This window comes from Nocardia sp. NPDC052316, assembly GCF_044547795.1.
In the GTDB taxonomy this organism is placed as follows: Bacteria; Actinomycetota; Actinomycetes; order Mycobacteriales; family Mycobacteriaceae; genus Nocardia.
Genome location: NZ_JBIUBB010000003.1, coordinates 448215 through 466396, shown reverse-complemented (window position 1 = coordinate 466396; position 18182 = coordinate 448215). Strand labels below are relative to the sequence as shown.

At 68.0% G+C, this 18182-nt stretch carries 16 protein-coding genes; 12 read left to right on the top strand and 4 right to left on the bottom strand.

The window, feature by feature from the left end:
- The 3 genes from ACIHA7_RS14845 to ACIHA7_RS14835 all read left to right on the top strand — a co-directional run bounded on the left by ACIHA7_RS14845 (window position 1) and on the right by ACIHA7_RS14835 (window position 4017).
- Window positions 1-1416 (top strand): MFS transporter, encoded by a 1416-nt coding sequence (locus tag ACIHA7_RS14845; RefSeq protein ID WP_397289542.1) that lies wholly within the window; start codon window positions 1-3, stop codon window positions 1414-1416.
- Between the two features lie 60 nt (window positions 1417-1476).
- Window positions 1477-2313, top strand: coding sequence for an SDR family oxidoreductase (locus ACIHA7_RS14840; RefSeq protein WP_397289540.1), 837 nt, complete (start codon window positions 1477-1479; stop codon window positions 2311-2313).
- 372 nt (window positions 2314-2685) lie between these two features.
- On the top strand, window positions 2686-4017 hold the full coding sequence (locus tag ACIHA7_RS14835) for an FHA domain-containing protein (protein WP_397289538.1): 1332 nt from the start codon (window positions 2686-2688) through the stop codon (window positions 4015-4017).
- A 61-nt stretch (window positions 4018-4078) separates the two neighbouring features.
- On the opposite strand, the gene ACIHA7_RS14830 is transcribed toward ACIHA7_RS14835, so the two are convergent.
- Genes ACIHA7_RS14830 through ACIHA7_RS14820 form a run of 3 tightly spaced genes read right to left on the bottom strand, consistent with a single transcriptional unit; the run spans window position 4079 to window position 7622 of the window.
- Entirely contained in the window at window positions 4079-6433 is a 2355-nt protein-coding gene (locus ACIHA7_RS14830; protein ID WP_397289536.1) for a protein kinase, read from the bottom strand.
- Window positions 6430-7269 carry a hypothetical protein gene (locus ACIHA7_RS14825; protein WP_397289534.1) on the bottom strand — a complete coding sequence of 280 codons (840 nt, stop codon included), beginning with the start codon at window positions 7267-7269 and terminating at the stop codon, window positions 6430-6432. Before ACIHA7_RS14825 ends, ACIHA7_RS14830 begins: the two co-directional genes overlap by 4 nt.
- Window positions 7266-7622: a hypothetical protein gene (locus tag ACIHA7_RS14820; protein WP_397289532.1), complete on the bottom strand. Its 357-nt coding sequence runs from the start codon at window positions 7620-7622 to the stop codon at window positions 7266-7268. The genes ACIHA7_RS14825 and ACIHA7_RS14820 overlap by 4 nt, the downstream gene beginning before the upstream one ends.
- Window positions 7623-8756: 1134 nt before the next feature.
- On the opposite strand from ACIHA7_RS14820, the gene ACIHA7_RS14815 reads away from it, so the two are divergent.
- The 3 genes from ACIHA7_RS14815 to ACIHA7_RS14805 all read left to right on the top strand — a co-directional run bounded on the left by ACIHA7_RS14815 (window position 8757) and on the right by ACIHA7_RS14805 (window position 12497).
- The gene (locus ACIHA7_RS14815; protein ID WP_397289530.1) at window positions 8757-11054 is read left to right on the top strand and encodes an FdhF/YdeP family oxidoreductase; all 2298 of its coding nucleotides are present in this window, start codon (window positions 8757-8759) and stop codon (window positions 11052-11054) included.
- Complete coding sequence (gene fdhD / locus ACIHA7_RS14810; RefSeq protein WP_397289528.1) at window positions 11047-11886, top strand: formate dehydrogenase accessory sulfurtransferase FdhD; 840 nt, start codon at window positions 11047-11049, stop codon at window positions 11884-11886. The genes ACIHA7_RS14815 and fdhD overlap by 8 nt, the downstream gene beginning before the upstream one ends.
- An 80-nt stretch (window positions 11887-11966) precedes the next feature.
- Window positions 11967-12497 (top strand): hypothetical protein, encoded by a 531-nt coding sequence (locus ACIHA7_RS14805; RefSeq protein ID WP_397289526.1) that lies wholly within the window; start codon window positions 11967-11969, stop codon window positions 12495-12497.
- Window positions 12498-12672: 175 nt separating this feature from the next.
- On the opposite strand, the gene mihF is transcribed toward ACIHA7_RS14805, so the two are convergent.
- Window positions 12673-12987, bottom strand: a complete 315-nt coding sequence (gene mihF, locus ACIHA7_RS14800) for an integration host factor, actinobacterial type (protein WP_029895202.1) — start codon at window positions 12985-12987, stop codon at window positions 12673-12675.
- Between the two features lie 539 nt (window positions 12988-13526).
- Between mihF and ACIHA7_RS14795 the strand changes: the two genes are divergently transcribed.
- From ACIHA7_RS14795 to ACIHA7_RS14770, 6 genes are all read left to right on the top strand, one after another.
- Entirely contained in the window at window positions 13527-13904 is a 378-nt protein-coding gene (locus ACIHA7_RS14795) for a nuclear transport factor 2 family protein (RefSeq protein WP_397289524.1), read from the top strand.
- A 191-nt stretch (window positions 13905-14095) separates the two neighbouring features.
- Complete coding sequence (locus ACIHA7_RS14790) at window positions 14096-14911, top strand: hypothetical protein (protein ID WP_397289522.1); 816 nt, start codon at window positions 14096-14098, stop codon at window positions 14909-14911.
- A gap of 158 nt (window positions 14912-15069) precedes the next feature.
- Entirely contained in the window at window positions 15070-15699 is a 630-nt protein-coding gene (locus ACIHA7_RS14785; protein ID WP_397289520.1) for a DUF3558 domain-containing protein, read from the top strand.
- 3 nt (window positions 15700-15702) lie between these two features.
- The gene (locus ACIHA7_RS14780) at window positions 15703-16095 is read left to right on the top strand and encodes a hypothetical protein (RefSeq protein ID WP_397289518.1); all 393 of its coding nucleotides are present in this window, start codon (window positions 15703-15705) and stop codon (window positions 16093-16095) included.
- Entirely contained in the window at window positions 16092-17396 is a 1305-nt protein-coding gene (locus tag ACIHA7_RS14775; protein ID WP_397289516.1) for a hypothetical protein, read from the top strand. The genes ACIHA7_RS14780 and ACIHA7_RS14775 overlap by 4 nt, the downstream gene beginning before the upstream one ends.
- A gap of 2 nt (window positions 17397-17398) precedes the next feature.
- Entirely contained in the window at window positions 17399-18181 is a 783-nt protein-coding gene (locus ACIHA7_RS14770; RefSeq protein WP_397289514.1) for an ESX secretion-associated protein EspG, read from the top strand.
- The last annotated feature ends 1 nt before the right edge of the window (window position 18182 follow it).

The following is an 18182-nucleotide window of genomic DNA, read 5'->3' as shown; positions in this document are numbered from 1 at the left end:
ATGTCCACCCCCACCCAGTCCACAGCGGCGAATCCCCAGGTCAATCGCCGCATGTGGGCCATACTCGCCGTCATCGTCGCGGCCGCGGTCCTCGATCTGCTCGACGCGACGATCACCAACATCGCCGCGCCGACGATCGCCGCGGACCTCCGCGGCGGCCAGGCCCTGATCCAGTGGCTCGGCGCGAGCTACGCCCTCACCCTCGGCGTGCTACTCGTCGTCGGCGGCAGGCTCGGCGACCGCTTCGGTAAGCGGCGCCTGTTCCTGATCGGGCTGGCCGGGTTCACCATCGCCTCGGTCGCCTGCGGCCTGGCCGTCGATCCGGTCTCGATCGTCGTGGCCCGGCTGGTGCAAGGCGCGTTCGGCGCGCTGCTGATCCCGCAGGGCTTCGGCATCCTCACCGCGGTGTTCCCGCGGGAACACCTGGGCAAGGCGTTCAGCGTCTTCGGCCCCGCACTGGGGCTGTCCGCGGTGGGCGGGCCGATCCTGGCCGGCTTGTTGATCGACGCCGACCTGTTCGGCCTCGGTTGGCGCGCCATGTTCCTGATCAATATCGGGCTGGGTGGCTTCGCGTTCGCCGCCGCGTACCGCCTGCTGCCGTCCGACACCGGTGACCGCACCGTCGCGATCGACGGGCTCGGCGCGGGACTGCTCGGTGCCGCCATGTTCGGCGCGCTGTTCGGGCTGATCGACGGTGCGGCCACCGGCTGGACCGTGCTGCCGCTCGGCTGCCTCCTCGGCGGTCTGGTCTGCTTCGGCCTGTTCATCCGGCGTCAGCTCACCGCCGCAGCACCGCTGATCCGGCCGACCCTGTTCCGGAACCGCGGCTTCACCTCGGGACTGCTGCTCGGACTCGTGTTCTTCGCCGCGGTGTCCGGCTTGCTCTACGTGCTGTCGCTGTTCCTGCAAACCGGGCTCGGTTACCGCCCGACCGGTGCCGCGCTCGGCCTCGCGCCGCTGGCCGTGGGTATCGTGCTCGCCTCGATCGCGGCACACCGGTTCCTCGCCCGGCTCGGTCGCAACCTCATCCTGATCGGCTTGCTGATCACCCTGGCCGGCATCGGGCTGCTGCTCGTGCTCGCGCTGACCGCGGGAACAACCGTGGGACCGTGGGCGCTCGCCGCGCCCGTCTCGATTCTCGGGCTCGGCATGGGCACCTGCTTCGGCACCGTCTACCAGGTCACCATCGGCGATATCGAGCAGGCCGAAACCGGCAGTGCCAGTGGATCTCTCACCGCCGTGCAACAACTCGCGAATGCCATCGGCGCGGCCGCCGTCACCACGGCGTACTTCCACACCGTCGACTCGGGGCAGGCGCACGCGCTGATCGTCAGCTTGCTGCTGGTCGCCGTCGGCACCGTCGTCTGCTGCGCGTTGGTCCGGCTACTGCCGCGCAATGCGCCGGCCGAGCACTGAAACACCGATGTGCCTGCCAGCGGCAGGCCTCACCAATTCACTACTCACTCAGGAGTTCTCATGATTCTCGTTACCGGTGGCCGCGGCGCGGTCGCCACCAACCTGCTCGACCTGCTGCAAGCCGATGGCCTGGCCGTCCGTGTCGGATCCGCCCACCCCGAGCGACTCCACGTTCCCGCGGACGTATCGACCGTCGCCTGTGACCTGACCGATCCAACCACTTTCCCCGCGGCCCTCGCCGAGATTACCTCGGTGTTCCTCTACGCGGAGGGAACAACCATTAGCGAATTCGTCACCGCCGCAACCGAAGCCGGTGTCGAGCACATCGTCCTGCTCTCCTCGTCCTCGGTGCTCGACCCCGACGCCGCCACCAACCCGGTCGCGAAATCGCATCTCGACGCCGAGCTCGGACTCGCCGACGCCCCGATGACCGTCAGCGTGCTACGTCCCGGCGCCTTCGCAGGCAATGCCCGTAGCTGGGCGTGGGCGATCAAGGCACACCAGCCGATCAGCCTGCCCTACCCGAACGCCTACGGCGATCCGATCCATGAGCTCGATATCGCGGAGGCGGCGTACGCCCTGCTCACCAGGCCGGACGCACGGGGCGGCCGGTACCACCTGACCGGTCCCGAGACCCTCACTTTCACCGAGCAGCTCGACCGCGTCGGCCAGGTCATCGGCCGCGCCGTCGCCGTCGACCACGTGACTCCCGAAGCGTGGAAACAGCAGATGGCCGAGTACATTCCCGCCCACTTCGCCGACGGCCTGCTTGCGTATTGGCGTCGCTGCGACGGTGTCCCGGGTCCGATCACCGACGATGTCAGCACCCTCACCGGCCGACCGGCCCGCAGCTTCACCAGTTGGCTCGAGGAGAACGCCGCGGTGTTCACCGCGTGAGTGTGTGCTGACTCCACGAACTGAGCCGTTTCCGATAGCCGCACCTCCGGCTGTCGGAAACGTTCGCGCCGACCGACGGCACGGGCGACGCGCGGACCGGCACCTGAACGGGGCGTCGGGCGAGACGGTCGCCACACTTGCGCCCCGGACCGAACAGGAGGAAACCCACCACTGCCGGTGGCGTGCCCGTCACCGACCGACCGACCAGAACCGTGGCGGCACTGGCGTATTCGGCCCTCGGCAGATCCTTCCAATCGGTAGCGACGACGTGCCCGGACGCGGCCCCGCGGCCGCTCGGCGCGCCGATCCACCCGGCGCACACGCTCTATGCTGGCTTCGAATGTCGGTAGTGCGCCGGGAAGGAGGGCGCGGATGCGCAGCAAATCATCCACCGTTGGTATCGCGCAGGGTGACGGCCTCGTCGCGCGCTTCGGTGGCGTAGTCGTCTATCTGGCTGGGGAAACCGCCTCCACGGACCGGGTCCTCGGCGCGATCGAGGCGGTCGCGGAGGCCGCGCATCCCGGCGCGGCGCTCGCGCAACGGCTGGCCGCCGTGGTTTTCGGCAGCACCTCCGAGACGCCCCCGTTCGGCGTGGTGGCCCCGACCGACGACGGCACCCTGATCCTGCTGCGCGGACCGGTCTTCGCCGAGATCAGCGGCGCGGAGGGGACCAGGCGGCTGGACGGGTCGCGCGCGTTCACCTGGGTGGACGAGATCGTGCGCGAACCGCTGCGGCGGATTACCGTCGGCACCGACATCGGCAAACCGCTGAAAGCATTGCCGCGCACCGATCTGCGTGCGGGTGTGGTGCCCGGTGGTGGTTTCGTCCTGAGTGTCGCGCTGAAGCGTGCGGGTAAAGCGGCCAAGAGCGCCGCGACACCCCGCCCGCCGGCCGCCGGCTCGGCGGTTGAGCCGCCGCCGACCGCCGCCGCCGGATTCGCCGCGTCACCCGAACCCACCGGCGCCGATGCCGCAGTCGCCACGGTGGCTCCCTCCGATACCGCGGCGGCCGCGAGCGTGTCGTCGGTCATCCGGGCATCGCCGACCGGCCGCACCTCGTCGGGCCCCTCGGCTACCCGGTCCGGCGCTGCTCAGTCCTCGTCGGCGCCCACACCAACGTCGACCAGGGCCGCAACCTCCACCACCGGCCAGCCGTCGGAATCGGCGCGGCCACGCATGCGGCCACGGCCGCCGATCGGCAACCGTCCCGCGGCGGACCGGCCGCTCGCCTGGTCCCAAACCCACCAACCCGGGCTACGGCCCGAACCTGTTGCGCTGCACAAGACCTCGGCCGACCGCGTAGCCCGCATCGTCCGTCCGTCCGCCGAGCAGGACCAGGCCGTCGGCAACCTGATCCTGGAGAACGGCGCGGCCTACCCCCTGGACCGCCCCTACGTCATCGGGCGCGGCCCACAGGCCGACGACTCCGTCCGCTCCGCCGCCGCCGCGCCCATCGTGATCCAACGCGATCGCCACGTCTCCCGCGTGCACGCCTACGTCTCGGTCGACCGCGGCAAGGTGTTCGTCCGCGACGCCACCGCCACCTCCGGCACCTTCATCGCCCCGCCCGGCACCGACCAGTGGACCCGAATCGGCACCTCCCCCACCGAACTCCGCCCCGGCTGGAGCGTCCGCATCAGCGATCGAGTGATCACCTACCGCAGCACCGACGAGTCCGACGGCGACCGTCGCGAATCCGAGTGACGCATGAGCCGCGGCGAATGCGGTTCCTCGGCAACGGATTACGGACGGCGAGGCAGCTGACTCACCGTTGGCGGCGGGCGCGGCGCAGATAGCGGCGTCGCTTGCCGACGCGGCGTGCACCGAACGACGCTGCCAGGCCCGCGGCGGCAGCGAGCGCGGCGGAGCCTGCGGTGGTTGCTATCGCCGGAGGGTGGCCGAGCAGTATCCAGGCGCCGCCGACCAGGGCGACGGCGAGCAGTGCGGCACTGATGACCAGGCCGACACTGTTGGCGAATCCACCACGGCCCCTGCGTAACCGGCGCATGTTCGACTCGAGGTAAGCGAAAGAGAACAGGGCGAGCAGGACGACGCTCGCAGCCGTTGCCGTGGTTGCCGGGCGCTGGGCCGCACGCATTTCGACTCGCTGGGTGGCGACGTCACTATTGTTCCGCAACAGCACGAGCTCACCGGTGAGATTCCCCGCCATCACGTACTGATTGACCGGCGCGGGCAGCATGGCCCCTGGCTCACCCGGTACGAACGGCACGACTTCGCCGAGGAGCGGCACACCCAGCACCGTCACCTTCAGCGACGCAGCGTCCGCGTCGACCCCATTGACCTGCAACGGGATCGGCTTCGTCAGATCGACCTCGACGGGCGTCGTGGCCGGGTCGACCCCACCGAGGGTGACCGCGCCCGGCGCCAAGTCGCCAGCGATCGATGAATGACCGAACCCCGAGACCACCAACACCACCGACGCGATCGCGAGGACCGCGGCAACGGCGAACGGTACCCGCGGCGACTCGAACGTGACGACTTGCTGAATGGGCACCAGGTCCCGTCGATCGATCTCGTCCAGTCGTGCCCCGTTGCCGGGCATCGGCTGCAACGGCCGCACCCGCGTCACCGGTCCACGAAACGGCGTCGCGCCCTGCGCCTGTGCCGCAGGCCCGACCGGGGCCCGAGCCGCAGTGGGCGGAGGCACACCGCCCGAAGGCCGGCCTCCCGCCAGATGACCACCCACCGGTCGTGGACCAGTCGGTGGCCGCGCGCCGGTCTCGGGCCGTGCACCCGCCGGATACCACTGCACGGTGGGCGGGGCAGTCCCGGCCGGCCCAGCCGTCGATGACGGCTCACTCTCCAGCGCGGGTCCGAACGGTGACGTCCCGCCGGATTCCTCGGCTGGCGCAGCGGATTTCGATGCCCCACCCGGGAACCACGGTGTGGTCGTCGGGGCAGCACCGAACGGCTGCCCCGACGACAGGGACTCCGTGTCCGACGGCGTACCTCGCTCCGGAGGTGTGCCAGACGCGGCCGATCCCGATCGAACGCTCGGCTCCTGCACCCCGCCGGGCATCGCCGGTCGAAACGGCGGTGGGGTTCGATAGGCATTCGGCGGAGCAGTTTCGCTGGAAGACAACGCTGTTCCGCCTGCTGGATACGGCGGGGCACCGGGTGGTGGCCCGGGAGTGACCGGTGGTGTACGGCGGTGCCGAGATCCCTGGCTCGACATCCGCCCGCTACCGGTGGCGGCGGCAACGATCGTGTCCGCGCCGATCACCGGAATACCCACGGGCGTCAGCCAATCCGCGCCCCAGCAGTAGGCGGCAGGCTGCGCGAGAGCGATGCCGAACGACTCCGCGGTGTCGAACCGATCCACGGGGTCGGTCGCCAGCCCGCGCATCACCACGGCGGCGATCGGTTCCGGCACGCCAGGAGCGACCGCACTCAGTGGGATCGGCTCATCGAAGGCATGCGCGAACAACATGGCCAGCGGACCGTCACCCGGCGGGAACGGCAACACCCCCGACAGCAACTGATAGAGCATCGTCGCCAGCGCGTAGACATCCGTGGCCGGTGAAAGTTGTTGCCCCCGTGCCTGCTCCGGCGCGATGTAGGACGGCGTGCCGATGATGTCGCCGGCCTTGGTCACCCAGGTCTCGTCGCCACCGACGATCTTGGCGATACCGAAATCGGTAAGCTTGATCGCCCCGCCCGCCGCGAACATCAGATTCGCCGGTTTCACGTCGCGGTGCAGCACCCGATGCCGGTGCGCGGCGGCCAATCCCGCCGCACAGGACAGCGCGATCGCGACGGCGGTCGCGGAATCGTAGCCGTCGGTGGCGAATCGCTCGCCCACCGTGCCGCCCGGCAGATACTCCATCACCAGCAGGCAGAGCTCATCGTGCTCCAGATAGTCGAAAACCCGCACCACATGCGGATGGTCGATCGCCGCGAGTACCCGAGCCTCCGCGACGAACCGGCGGCGGACCTGCGCGTCGTGCGCGAACTGCGGCGGAATCTGCTTGATCGCGACCGGCCTGCCCAGTCTGCGGTGCGTACCCGCGAGCACCACCCCGCATCCGCCCCGGCCGAGTTCGGCGCCGATGTCGTAGGCGGGCAGGGCGGCCCGGAGGAGTTCGTCCTGCTCGGTCACGGCGCCGATCCTTCGACGGGCAGGCGGTTGGCGGCGGCGTCGGCGATCTCGTCGGTATCGGCGTCGGCGTCCACGTCGTCGTCCTCGTCCGGCTCCGGCGTCGGCGACGCGTAGCCGAGCAGAAACGCGACGGCCGCCGTCGTTCCCGCGAACGCCAGCCACAAACCGGTATCCGGCACCCACCACCGGGCGACCGACGCGGTGAACGCGAACACCAGCCCGATCCCGAGCCCCGGTGCGAGCAAGCGCAGCCCACGCTGCCAGCGGTTGGCCGAGAGCCGGTGCCGGGCAATGGCCAATGCGGCGTCGGCGATCGCCAGCGCGGTCAATACCGCCAGCGCGATCCCGAACAACCCGTAGACCGACCACAACGACCCGCGCACATCGGTGACCAAGGCAATCTCGGCCACCGCCGTACCGCCCGCGCCGTAGACCGCGAGTTCACCACCGATCAGCCCGGTCGCCTGCCCGGCCAGCCCACGCAACTCCAGCCGATACCGCAGCGACTCGGATTTCCCTGGCGCGATGGTCAATTCGACAGCGGTGGAGTACGAGAAGAAGCTCAACCCGAGCACCCGCCCCGCGAGGTCGACGTGCCGGAGCTCCAGCGGCGCACTCGTATTGTTCGTCAGCTCGATCGCGATCCGGATCGCGCTGTCCGGCTCGAGCCGCAACGGCTTCGCCACCGACGTCCCCGCGATATCGCGCCCATCGAAGTTCGCCGACATGTCGACCCCGTCGGGCTTCGCACCTGCCTGCGCCGCGGGCCACAGCAGCGCGATCAGCAACAGCACCGGCCAGACGACAGCTCGAATGCCCTGGAAACCACCGCTCATTCGCCCCTCCGCGCGGGTAGCTGCGACACGAGGCGATGGCCGTAGTACCACCCGCCCAGCACAAGGAAGAACAGAATCACGGTCAGCGTCGACGTGCCCGACCCGACGCTGCCGACCAGCACCACATCCAACGGTGCCGCCAGCGTCCGCCCGCAGCTCGCCGTCACCTGATGCCTGCCGACCTCCATCGCACCGGTGGCCAACGGCACCTCGAACGCGCCGTCCACCCCGGCCACGGTCTTACCCACGGCCACGTCGCCGATCGCGACATCGACCGGCGCCCCCGGCGCACAGCCGTGACCGCTGGCCGTGACACCGACCCCGGGACCGACCGCCGACGGCGTGAGATCCATTGCGGCAGGCGGTAATCGAGGTGGCGGCGGAGGCAACGGCTCCGGCACGGGTGGCACAACCGCCGGAGTGCGCACCGGATTCCTCGGTGGTGCAACAACATTCGGCGCAGGCGGCGGGGCTACGACTTCAGGAGGCGGTGGCGGCGGCGGTGGCGGGGGCGGAATCAGCACCTCGGGCAGCGGTGGAAGCACCACCTCGGGCGGCGTGATCGGCGGCGTGGTGACCTCCGGCGGCGTGGTCGGCGGCGTCGTAATGTCCGGCGGTTTCGGCCTACTCGTCGGCGGCACCGGCGGACAGGTCGGCCCATCGGACCCACCGCACGGATCGGGCGGTCGGGGCGGCGGCACCGCCCGGCCGGGCGAGACGGGCCCGTCGTGGGTCCCGGTGCCATCCTGCGGTGGCGGTGCGTCCCGGCCACCACTGCCATCCTGCCCCGGAGCGGGCGCACCGGTTCCGTCACGGGTCCCACCGCCGTCATCCGGCGGCGGTAGCGGGCTCGACGGCTGCCGCACCGGAACCACCGCCTGCGGCCGGTTACCCGCCTCGACACCCTCGTCTACCCCGCTATCCAGCAGGGCAGGGGCGTAGCGCGCGACAAGCCCGTCCCGCGGCCCCGATGTCGGTGGCGGTCGCTGTGCCTCCCCGATCACCGCCGCAGAACCAGAATCCCCGACCGCGAGCGCTCCCGGAAAACCGGCCAGCACAACCCCGCACAGGATCGCTCCCAGCAGCGTCCCACCCGCGCGTCGCTGTCCCACCTGCCGACGCGCTGCGCCGGCACGCGAAGCATGTGGTGCCAGCGTCCCCATCGGCCGTGCTCTCGCTAGGCATATCGCCGCTCGCGCGCCGACCCTGCCCGGCGCGCTGACGGACTCTGTACGACCGCGCCCATCGTGCGATCCCTAGCATCGTAAGGCCGTGTGCGCCAACGCGGAGCCAACTCCGACGAGCCGACCTCGGGGATTACCGGCTTGCGCGCGCTCGAGATCTGGGGATGCACGCGGACTCCGCACGCCCGTTATGGTCAGCGCGGGCAACCAGCGTGTTCCGCACCCGCATCGCCGCGAGTGCATACCATCGAAGTAGCTGGTCCCGTGCCCGACCCAGACACCGCGAAGAGGACAATACGAAATATGCACCGTAACGGTCCGACCGAGGACATCGACGAGTCCGCCCTGAGCGTGACCGCGCCGAAAGAGCAGGCTGCGGGTGTCACCGCGGTCGCGGTGTCGTTGCAGCGCGCGGTCAGCGAGATGGGCGTGATTCGCACCGCTCGCACCCTCGCTCGGGTCAATCAAGTGCACGGTTTCGACTGCCCAGGCTGTGCCTGGCCGGAGCCGACCGGTCATCGCCGTCCGGCCGAGTTCTGTGAGAACGGTGCGAAGGCGGTCGCCGAGGAGGCGACGCTGCGCACGGTCACGCCGGAGTTCTTCGCGGCGCACTCGATCGACGAGCTGGCGGACAAGTCGGGGTACTGGCTCGGCCAGCAGGGCAGGCTGACGCATCCGATGGTGCTGCGCCCCGGCGACACCCACTACTCCCGCATCGCCTGGGACGACGCCTACCGCATCGTCGCGGATCACTTGGGCGCCTTGGCCTCTCCGGACGAGGCCGTCTTCTACACCTCCGGCCGCACCAGCAATGAAACCGCCTTCCTCTATCAGTTGCTGGTCCGTAGTTTCGGCACCAACAATCTGCCGGACTGTTCGAACATGTGCCACGAGTCCTCGGGTGCCGCGCTGACCAGCTCGATCGGCATCGGCAAGGGCTCGGTCTCGATCGACGACTTCGCCGCCGCGGATCTGATCATCGTCGCGGGTCAGAACCCGGGCACCAATCATCCGCGCATGCTCAGCGCGCTGGCGAACGCCAAAACCGAGGGCGCCAAGATCATTGCGATCAACCCGCTGCCGGAGACCGGGCTGCTCGGCTTCCGCGATCCGCAGACGGTCAAGGGTTTCACCACCGGTGTCTCCATCGCCGACCACTTCCTGCAGATCCGTCTCGGCGGCGACATGGCGTTGTTCCAGGCCCTCGGCAGGCTGCTGTTCGAGGCCGAGGATCGCGCGCCGGGCACCGTCGTGGACCAGGAGTTCGTCAACGAGCATTGCGCGGGCTTCGCCGAGTACGAAAAGCAGGTTCGCGCGGTCGATTTCGATACGGTGCTCACGGCGACGGGGCTGACCCGGGCCGAATTGGACCGCACCGCAAAGCAAATGGCCGAGGCGAAGAGCATCATCATCTGCTGGGCCATGGGCCTCACCCAGCAGGCGCACGGCGTCGCCACCATCGAGGAGGCGACGAACCTGCTCCTGCTGCGCGGGATGATCGGCAAGCCCGGCGCGGGCGTCTGCCCGGTGCGCGGGCATTCGAACGTGCAGGGCGACCGCACCATGGGCATCTGGGAGAAGATGCCGGACGCGTTCCTCGACGCCCTGGACCAGGAATTCGGCATCACCAGTCCGCGCAAGCACGGCCTCGACACGGTCGACGCCATCCGCGCCATGCGGGACGGGCGTGCGTCGGTCTTCGTCGGGATGGGCGGCAACTTCGTCTCGGCCACGCCGGACACCGCGGTGACCGAGGCCGCGTTGCGCAATTGCGCACTGACCGTGCAGATTTCCACCAAACTGAATCGCAGTCATGTCGTGCACGGCAAGACCGCGCTGATCCTGCCCACCCTGGGCCGCACCGATCAGGATCTGCGCGACGGCCGTAAACAGCAGGTGTCGGTGGAGGATTCGATGTCGATGGTGCACTTGTCGACCGGGCGGCTCACGCCGGTGAGCAAGCACCTGCGCAGCGAGGTCGCCATCGTCTGCGATCTGGCGCTCACCCTGTTCGGCGCGGACCACCCCGTCCCGTGGGCACGATTCCGGCGCGACTACGACACCATCCGCGACGCCATCGCCCGGGTCGTGCCCGGCTGTGCCGACTACAACGCCCGGGTCCGCGCCCGCAACGGCTTCGCGCTACCGCACCCGCCCCGGGACAGCCGCGAATTCCGCACCAGCACCGGCAAAGCCAACTTCGCGGTGAACGAGCTCAGCTGGACTCCGGTCCCCGAAGGCAGGCTGATCCTGCAGACGCTGCGTAGCCACGACCAGTACAACACCACCATCTACGGCCTGGACGACCGCTACCGCGGCGTGCACGGCGGGCGCAAGGTGGTGCTCGTGCACCCCGACGACATCACCGCGCTCGGTTTCGCGGAAGACGAACTCGTCGACGTGATTTCGGAGTGGACCGACGGCACCGAGCGCAGCGTCAAGGGTTTCCGGCTCGTCGCGTACCCGACCCCGCGCGGCAATGCGGCGGCCTACTATCCCGAGACCAATCCTCTTGTCCCCCTTGACCATGTCGCGGCACGGTCGAACACCCCGGTGTCCAAGTCGGTCACCATCAGACTCGAGCGGACCGCCGATGAGTAGAGTCACCGCCCGCCGCAGGACGCGCCGGATCTCCCCCTCGGGTGAGATCCAGCGCCCCGACACGCTCGCCGTGGAAGAGCCGCTGGAGATCCGGATCGGCGGCCAATCCCTGGCCGTCACCATGCGAACTCCCGGTAACGATGTCGACCTGGTGCACGGATTCCTGTTGAGCGAGGGCATGATCGGCGTCGCCGAGGAGATCACCGCGGCCCGCTACTGCACCGGCACCGACGACGACGGCCGCCAAACCTATAACGTCCTCGACCTCACCCTGCGCACCGCGGTGCCAGTGCGCAGCCGCAGCTTCCTCTCCACCGGAGCCTGTGGGCTGTGCGGCAAGACCGCGCTCGACGAGGTCCGCACGCTCTCCAGATATCCCATCGCCGAGGGTGGACCGGTGGTGGACACCCAGGTGCTCGCTGCGATGCCGGATACCTTGCGCAGCAAGCAATCCCTGTTCGAGGCGACCGGCGGCCTGCACGCGGCCGGGCTGTTCGCGCCGGACGGCACCGCCCTCGCGGTGCGCGAGGATATCGGCAGGCACAACGCCGTGGACAAGGTGATCGGCTGGGCGCTGCGCCAAAACCGCGTCCCCGCCCGGGATCTGGTGCTCATCGTCAGCGGTCGCGCCTCCTTCGAGCTGGTACAGAAGGCGGTGATGGCGGGCATCGGGATGCTCGGCGCCGTCTCCGCCCCCAGTTCACTCGCCGTCGATCTCGCCGCGGAGGCGGGACTGACGCTGGCTGGTTTCCTGCGTGGCGAGACGATGAATGTCTACACCCACGGCGGTCGGATCACCGCCTCCTCGAACCGGAAGCCGCGGCTGGCCTGATCAGCCCTTGCTCGGACCGGATGTCCGTTTTACCGTGACAGCACGTAGTCGGAGCAGTTCGGGCGGGAACGGAGAGACCGATGCGGTTCTCAGTGGAAGGCACCCAGGAGGGTCTGCGCGTCCGGATGCGGTTCGAACAGCACCGCCGCCGTCTGCTCGCCACCCGCGTCGTCTTGGCGGTCCTTGCCGTACAGGGTGCCGTTGTCGGCCTGTGGGCAACCGTCGCGCCGCACTCCTGGTACACCAGCTTTCCCGGCTTCGGCATGCGGTGGATCTCCCCCGACGGCCCGTTCAACCATCATCTCGCGGCCGACGTCGGCGCGTTCTTCCTGGCCCTCACCGCGGTGACCATCGGAGCGCTGGTCCTCAACAGCACCGCGGCGGCGCGCCTCGCGGGTCTCGGCTGGCTCACCTTCAGCCTGCCGCACTTCGTTTATCACGCCTTTCATCGGCCCGAGGGGATGGGCGGGGTCAGTCTGACCCTCAGCCTGCTCGCCGCCGCGCTCTTGATCGCCCTCGGCCTCGCCTGCCTGCTGCTCCCGCCACGCGGTGACATCCCGATGACCGATCCCGCGCCGGTGCACGTCCGATTCCCACGCCGCCGCCGCTGAGCCGACGACAACGCCCCACAACCCGTCCAGGCGCTGTGGGGCGTTTGCATTGTCTATGCGGCTGGGGGCTGAGCTACGCCGTCCGGACCGCGAGCAGGCGGTCCTTCGCGAGGCAGAGCCGCGCCACCGACGTGAGTATTCGTTCCCCGGTCAGATAACCGCGAACTGTAGCTGTTCAGTCCTTCAGGGCGTCGAGCAGCGCCGCACGCTGACGTGCGCCGAGCCCGCCGATCCGGCGATCCTCCGGGATCTCCGCCTGATCCATCAGCTTGGCGGCCTTCACCGGTCCGACGCCGGGCAGAGCCTTGATCACCGCGGCGACCTTCGTCTTCTTGACCAGCTCATCAGAGTCGGCCTTCTTCAGCAGGTCGGCGACCGAAACCTTGCCCGCCTTCACCTTGCCGATCAGTTCGGAGCGCGCCTTGCGGACCGCTGCCGCTTTGGCCAACGCTTCAGTGCGCTGCTCCGCGGTCATGGTAGGCAGTGCCATGTCTCCTCCGCTTCCACTCGTCACTCGAACATCTGGTTGACCGGACCGAGTAAACAGCACTTCACCGGCAGCGCAAGGCCGACACACCGGGATCGGTTCGGCGGAGTTAGCGATGAGTTTCCTGGCTCCGCGCCGCCGAACGCAGTAATCAGCGGGCAAAAAGGACGAAAACCGCTCCCGGTCCACTGACCGGACCGAATACGTGCTATCGGTAACGCCACACCCGGTCAGCGCGACAGAATCAATGAAAGCATCAGCGCGGGATAAAGGTTCAACGGCGAGCCACGGGGGGTCAAAGACGATCCCCGGCACCGGGCGCGAGCGGGTTTTCCGATCGTCACCGTGTCCCATTGCGAGGATGCTGACAACAGCACAGCGGATACGGGGGCAGGTAACTTTCGGGGGGATTCCCAACGGCCCGAGCCACATCGATCGCCGTGGACAGCGCAACGACAGCGCGGAACCGATCCTTGACCGCCCCCGCCGCTGTGCTGCTACGCTGCCGAACTAGAACAGGTTCCAATTCGGCAGGAGTTCCGATGGCCAAGCAGATCCGCGACGTGGTCGAGCAGTACGTGAAACTGGTCGGTTCCGGACCGACCGAGGCCATCGTCGAGCTCTACGCCCCCGACGCGACCGTCGAAGATCCGGTAGGCACCCCGGTCCGGCACGGGCACGCCGCCATCCGCGAGTTCTACGACGTGCTCGCCGCGCTCGACCGGGAGACCGAACTGCGGCCGGAGACCATCCGCATCGCGGGCAACGAGGCGGCGTTCATGTTCACCGTCGTCACCAGGGTCGGCGGGCAGCGCTTCACCCTCTCGCCCATCGACGTGATGGAGTTCGACGACGAGGGCAAGATCGTGCGCATGCGCGCCTTCTGGAGTCAGGAAGACATGGCCATCGAACCCGAGTGACTCGCCGGGATTTTCGGCGCAGATAGCGCTTCAGCGTGTCTTCGGCGCGCGGAATCGACTATGAAGAGTAGGTGTCGATGCCTCCCGTCCGCTACCCTCGCAGCGAGCTACTACCCAGCTCCCGGTGATCGGGCAGCCCGGCATCTCCCGATTTGTCGAGTTCCGTTCCGCCCATCCACTTTTGGAGCCGCATGCCCGAGGAACACCCCTTCGACGAAGTCGCGCAGTTGGCCAGGCGGGTCGAGCGGGCCCGCGGCCGGCTGGCCTACCAGTTCGATCCCGCGCTGACCGAGGCCCTGGCCGAGGACGAGCTGGAGGCCGAGCGTGAACTGGCCGAACGCATCCGCACCCAGGACCGCGGTCAGCGCTGGAAGTACGCCGAAGCCGTCTCCGCCGCCGCCGACCGCGCCAGGCAGACCAAAGAAGCCATCGAAAAGGCCGACATCCGCGACCTGCTGATGGCGCGCAAAGCCATCGCCGCCCAGCGCCGCGAATCCAGCCCGCACGCCCAGCTCGCCTCGCTCTACCGGCATCGCGCCTGGTCACTGCGCGCGCTCGCGGGCGTGGTGATCGCGGGCATGCTGTGGTCGGCGGTCAACGTGCAGCACAACATCGCGCCCGACGGCATCACCGACCCGCTGTACTGGTTCAGCTACCTGGTCGAGGCGATGATCAGCGTCTGCCTGGTCATCATCATGATCGGCACCACCAAACTCTCCGAATGGGGCGTGCTGAACAGCCGCCGCCAGGTCGTCTCCGCCGAAATCGTGCTGCTCGCACTGACCGTCGGGCTGAACACCTACCCGCACGTCAAGGACGCACGGTGGTTCGACGCCGGCGTGCACGCGGTCGCGCCGATGATGATCGGTGTCGCGCTGCTGACGCACAACGCGGCGAGTGCGCGGTACAGCCAAGCGATCACCCGCGCCACCGAGCACATCCGCGAGAACCCCGACCGGCCGCGGCCGATGCACGACAGCACGCTACTCGGCGCGACGCGCGCGTGATTGCCAGGTAGACGGCGGTAGGGGGACCGCCGTGCCTGGTCGCTGGGTGCAGTACTGACCCGGTACCCGAATCGGCATGTGTTGTTGCGGGTCGTGTGGGGTCGGCGGTACGGTTTGCGCAGGTAACGGGGGTGGGCACCGGGACGCATTCACCCCGGATGGAATTCAGGCACCGGCGGTTAGGGGAACGGATGGCCAGCAGGGGGAACGGGCTGCGGGGGATCGCGGTGGTCGTGGGGGTTGGGTTGGTGTTGGCGGGGTGTGAGAAGTCGACGGATGGGGTGCCTGCTAGTAGTGGGCAAAGTTCGGCGGCGAGTACGAGCGCGAAGCCGTCGGGGACGGACGCGGCGATCTGGGATCCCTGCACGCAGCTCCCCGATGATGCATTACGAGCAGGTGAGCTCAGTCCCGAGACGCGCACCAAGGATGCCGCAGGTGTAGACCCGACAGGCTGGCAGGTGTGCGGTTGGCGGTCGTCCGCCCGTTGGTACACCCTGACGGTGCTTTCCGGTGAACCCTCCCTGCAACAAGTCCAGGGCCGCCGAGACTTCGAAAATTTCACACCTCTCACCGTCGGCGGCCGTCCGGCGTTGCGATTGTCCTTCGTCGGTGACGACAAGGGACTCGATTGCGGCGTAGCAGTCGAAGTACCACAGGGAAAAATCCAAGGGACGGTGGCATTCCTAGTCACGACGCGGTACTCGGTAGGAAAGCTCGGCGACCCCTGTGAACAGGCGACGCGACACGCGAGCGAGTTCGCAAAGTACCTGCCCAGTGGAGGGAACTGATCAATGGACTCGACTGTTCCGCAATCGAACTGGCGACAACTACTGGACCAAGCCAACGCCGGCGAGCTGAAGTTGAGGCCGGAAGTCGGCAAAGACTTGGACGCGCAGTGTCAGACATACTTGGATGATCTCGATGGCATCCGCGATTCCACTAGAACTGTGCAATACCTTTCCGGTTTCGGCGGTATGCCGTCCGGTCCTGTCCTCGAGCAAAAGTTCTCGCTCAAGGGCCAGGGTGGGGAGACCTCGCTCCAAGCATCCTTGGAGACACACATCGAAGAAGTTCAGTTGATGCGCCAAGTCTTCGCCAAAGCCATGGCGAACTACCCATCGGTCGACGTGTCCAACAGCCAGAACCTCGCGGCCATCAACGTCCTTGGGGAGGACGGCTCATGAGCCAAGAGGACTACCGAGCCCGCATCATCGCGGCTCAGCAGCAGTGGAACGACGATCGCACAGCTCTCTATTCGCACCGCAGCAAGCTCGCTCAGAATATCGAGGCGGGTTACGACCCACCGTCGATCGTCAACCCCGGCGAAGACCTGTTCGTGATCGAGACCGGCACCCTGCAGGATCTCGTCGCCAAGGTTGAGGCGATGAAGCCAGCGCAGGCCTGGGAAGCGTCGCAAATGTGGCAGAACATCAGCGCCAAGTTTCGGGAGAAGTCGCACGCGTTCGGGGACGCGATCAAGGCGACAGTCACCAACGGCTGGGAAGGCCTAGCCGCGCAAGAGGCGGTCAAATCGGTCAACAAGTACGTCGAACAGTCCCAACAGCTCACTCTCGCCACCGAACTCATCTCGGTGAAACTGAACGAGTTGTACACCGGTCTCCATCAGACGCAGGCACTGATGCCGCGAGCCAGTGAGGGAAGTCCCGATCTCCGCGGCAAAACACTGCCCAGCGAGGGCGTGATGAAGGTCGACGACCACAACCAGACCGAGGCAACCGCGGAGGCGCGGCGGGTGCTGCGCACGGTGTATTGGCAGGTTGCGAACCAAACCGACAACGGTGTTCCCGTCGTACCGAACTCGCCGACGCTGGTTAACAATCCGGATCAACCGGTGCCTCCCCCCTCGACTTCATCCGGCCCGACGACGTCCTCCGCTACGGGCGATCCGTCGAAGCAGGAAAGTCCCACGTCGGCCGAGAACCAAGGCGCAGATCCGAAGCAAGATCCGAACTCGTCCACCCAGCCCGCAGGGCAGAACTCGCCGACCAACCCAGCCGGTACGACACAGCAATCCACCACGCAGGCAACCAATCCCACGTCACCCGCCACTCCGACCGGCACGCCGAATCCGAACACTCCGAGCACCACAACGGCTCCGGGTACTCCGGTGCCCAACCGCAGCACCTCGCCGGGTAGCCCGGCAACTACGCGTTCACCCGGGCGTCCCGGTAGCCCTGGAAGTCCTGGCAACCCAAGCACTCCCGGCACGCCAGCCCCTGGTCGCAGCATCCCGGGCAGCCCCCAGCAGCCGGGGACCGCAGCCCCGATAGCCGCCCGCAGTGGAACAAGTACCGGCGCGGCCGGACGTCCCGGAATGAGCGGCATGCCGATGGCCGGTGCCGCCGGTAAACAGGACGATGAGGAAAACACCCATCAGACCAAGGATTACTTGATCCGCGATTGGTCCGAGGAACTCCTCGGCGAACCGACCAAAGCTGTACCCCCGGTGATCGGGGAAAACTGAGCGTGCGCAGTTGGAGATTCACCGGCCAGGAGTTCGACATCCTCTGGTCGGCCTACGATCGCGATCGTCTGCCTTACCCGCTGGCCTTCCGCCCCACTACCGCCGTCGGCTGGGACGATCTTGTGCGGCAACGAGAGTCGGCGGTAGAGGCACTACTCGGCCAGTATTCCGAGAATCTGGAACTCGCCTTGTCGACGTTGCTGGAGCCCGAGGCACGCGTCGAATCCAAGGGCTTCGGTGGTTCGGGACTCACGGCGGTGTTCCGATTCCACGGCGCGGTTCGAAACGGGTCCGGCGCTACACTCGTTCAGCTGCCCGGCCCCGCCGAAGACACCGGCGGCGACGTGATCATGGGCTTGTGCGCACCGAGCGAGGTGGCCACAGCGGCGGTCGCGGCACTGCCGAAGGCCCAGGCAGGCAAGCAACCTGCGGTCAGTTTTCGCAGAGACGAGATCGCCGCTGACCGTCAGCGTTACTCCCGTCGCGCCAACGAGGTCAGCATCAACGAGCAACTCAACCGCATGTTCAAGCGCGATCGCACCGCCGTCGGCGAGATCACCGTATTCCCCGGCCCTGCAACGGATTCGAGACCAACAACGGACGGTCGGGGATTCCTGTGGACCGACTACGCCGACGACGGTCGCTACTACATCAAGTCCGGCGACCCGATCGTCGCCACTCCCATGAGCCCTACCTCGATGACCAACGAAATAGCCCGCCTGCTCGACTTGACCCGCCGCTACTACCGTATGGAAAACGAGCAGACCAAAGCCGCGTTGCAATGAA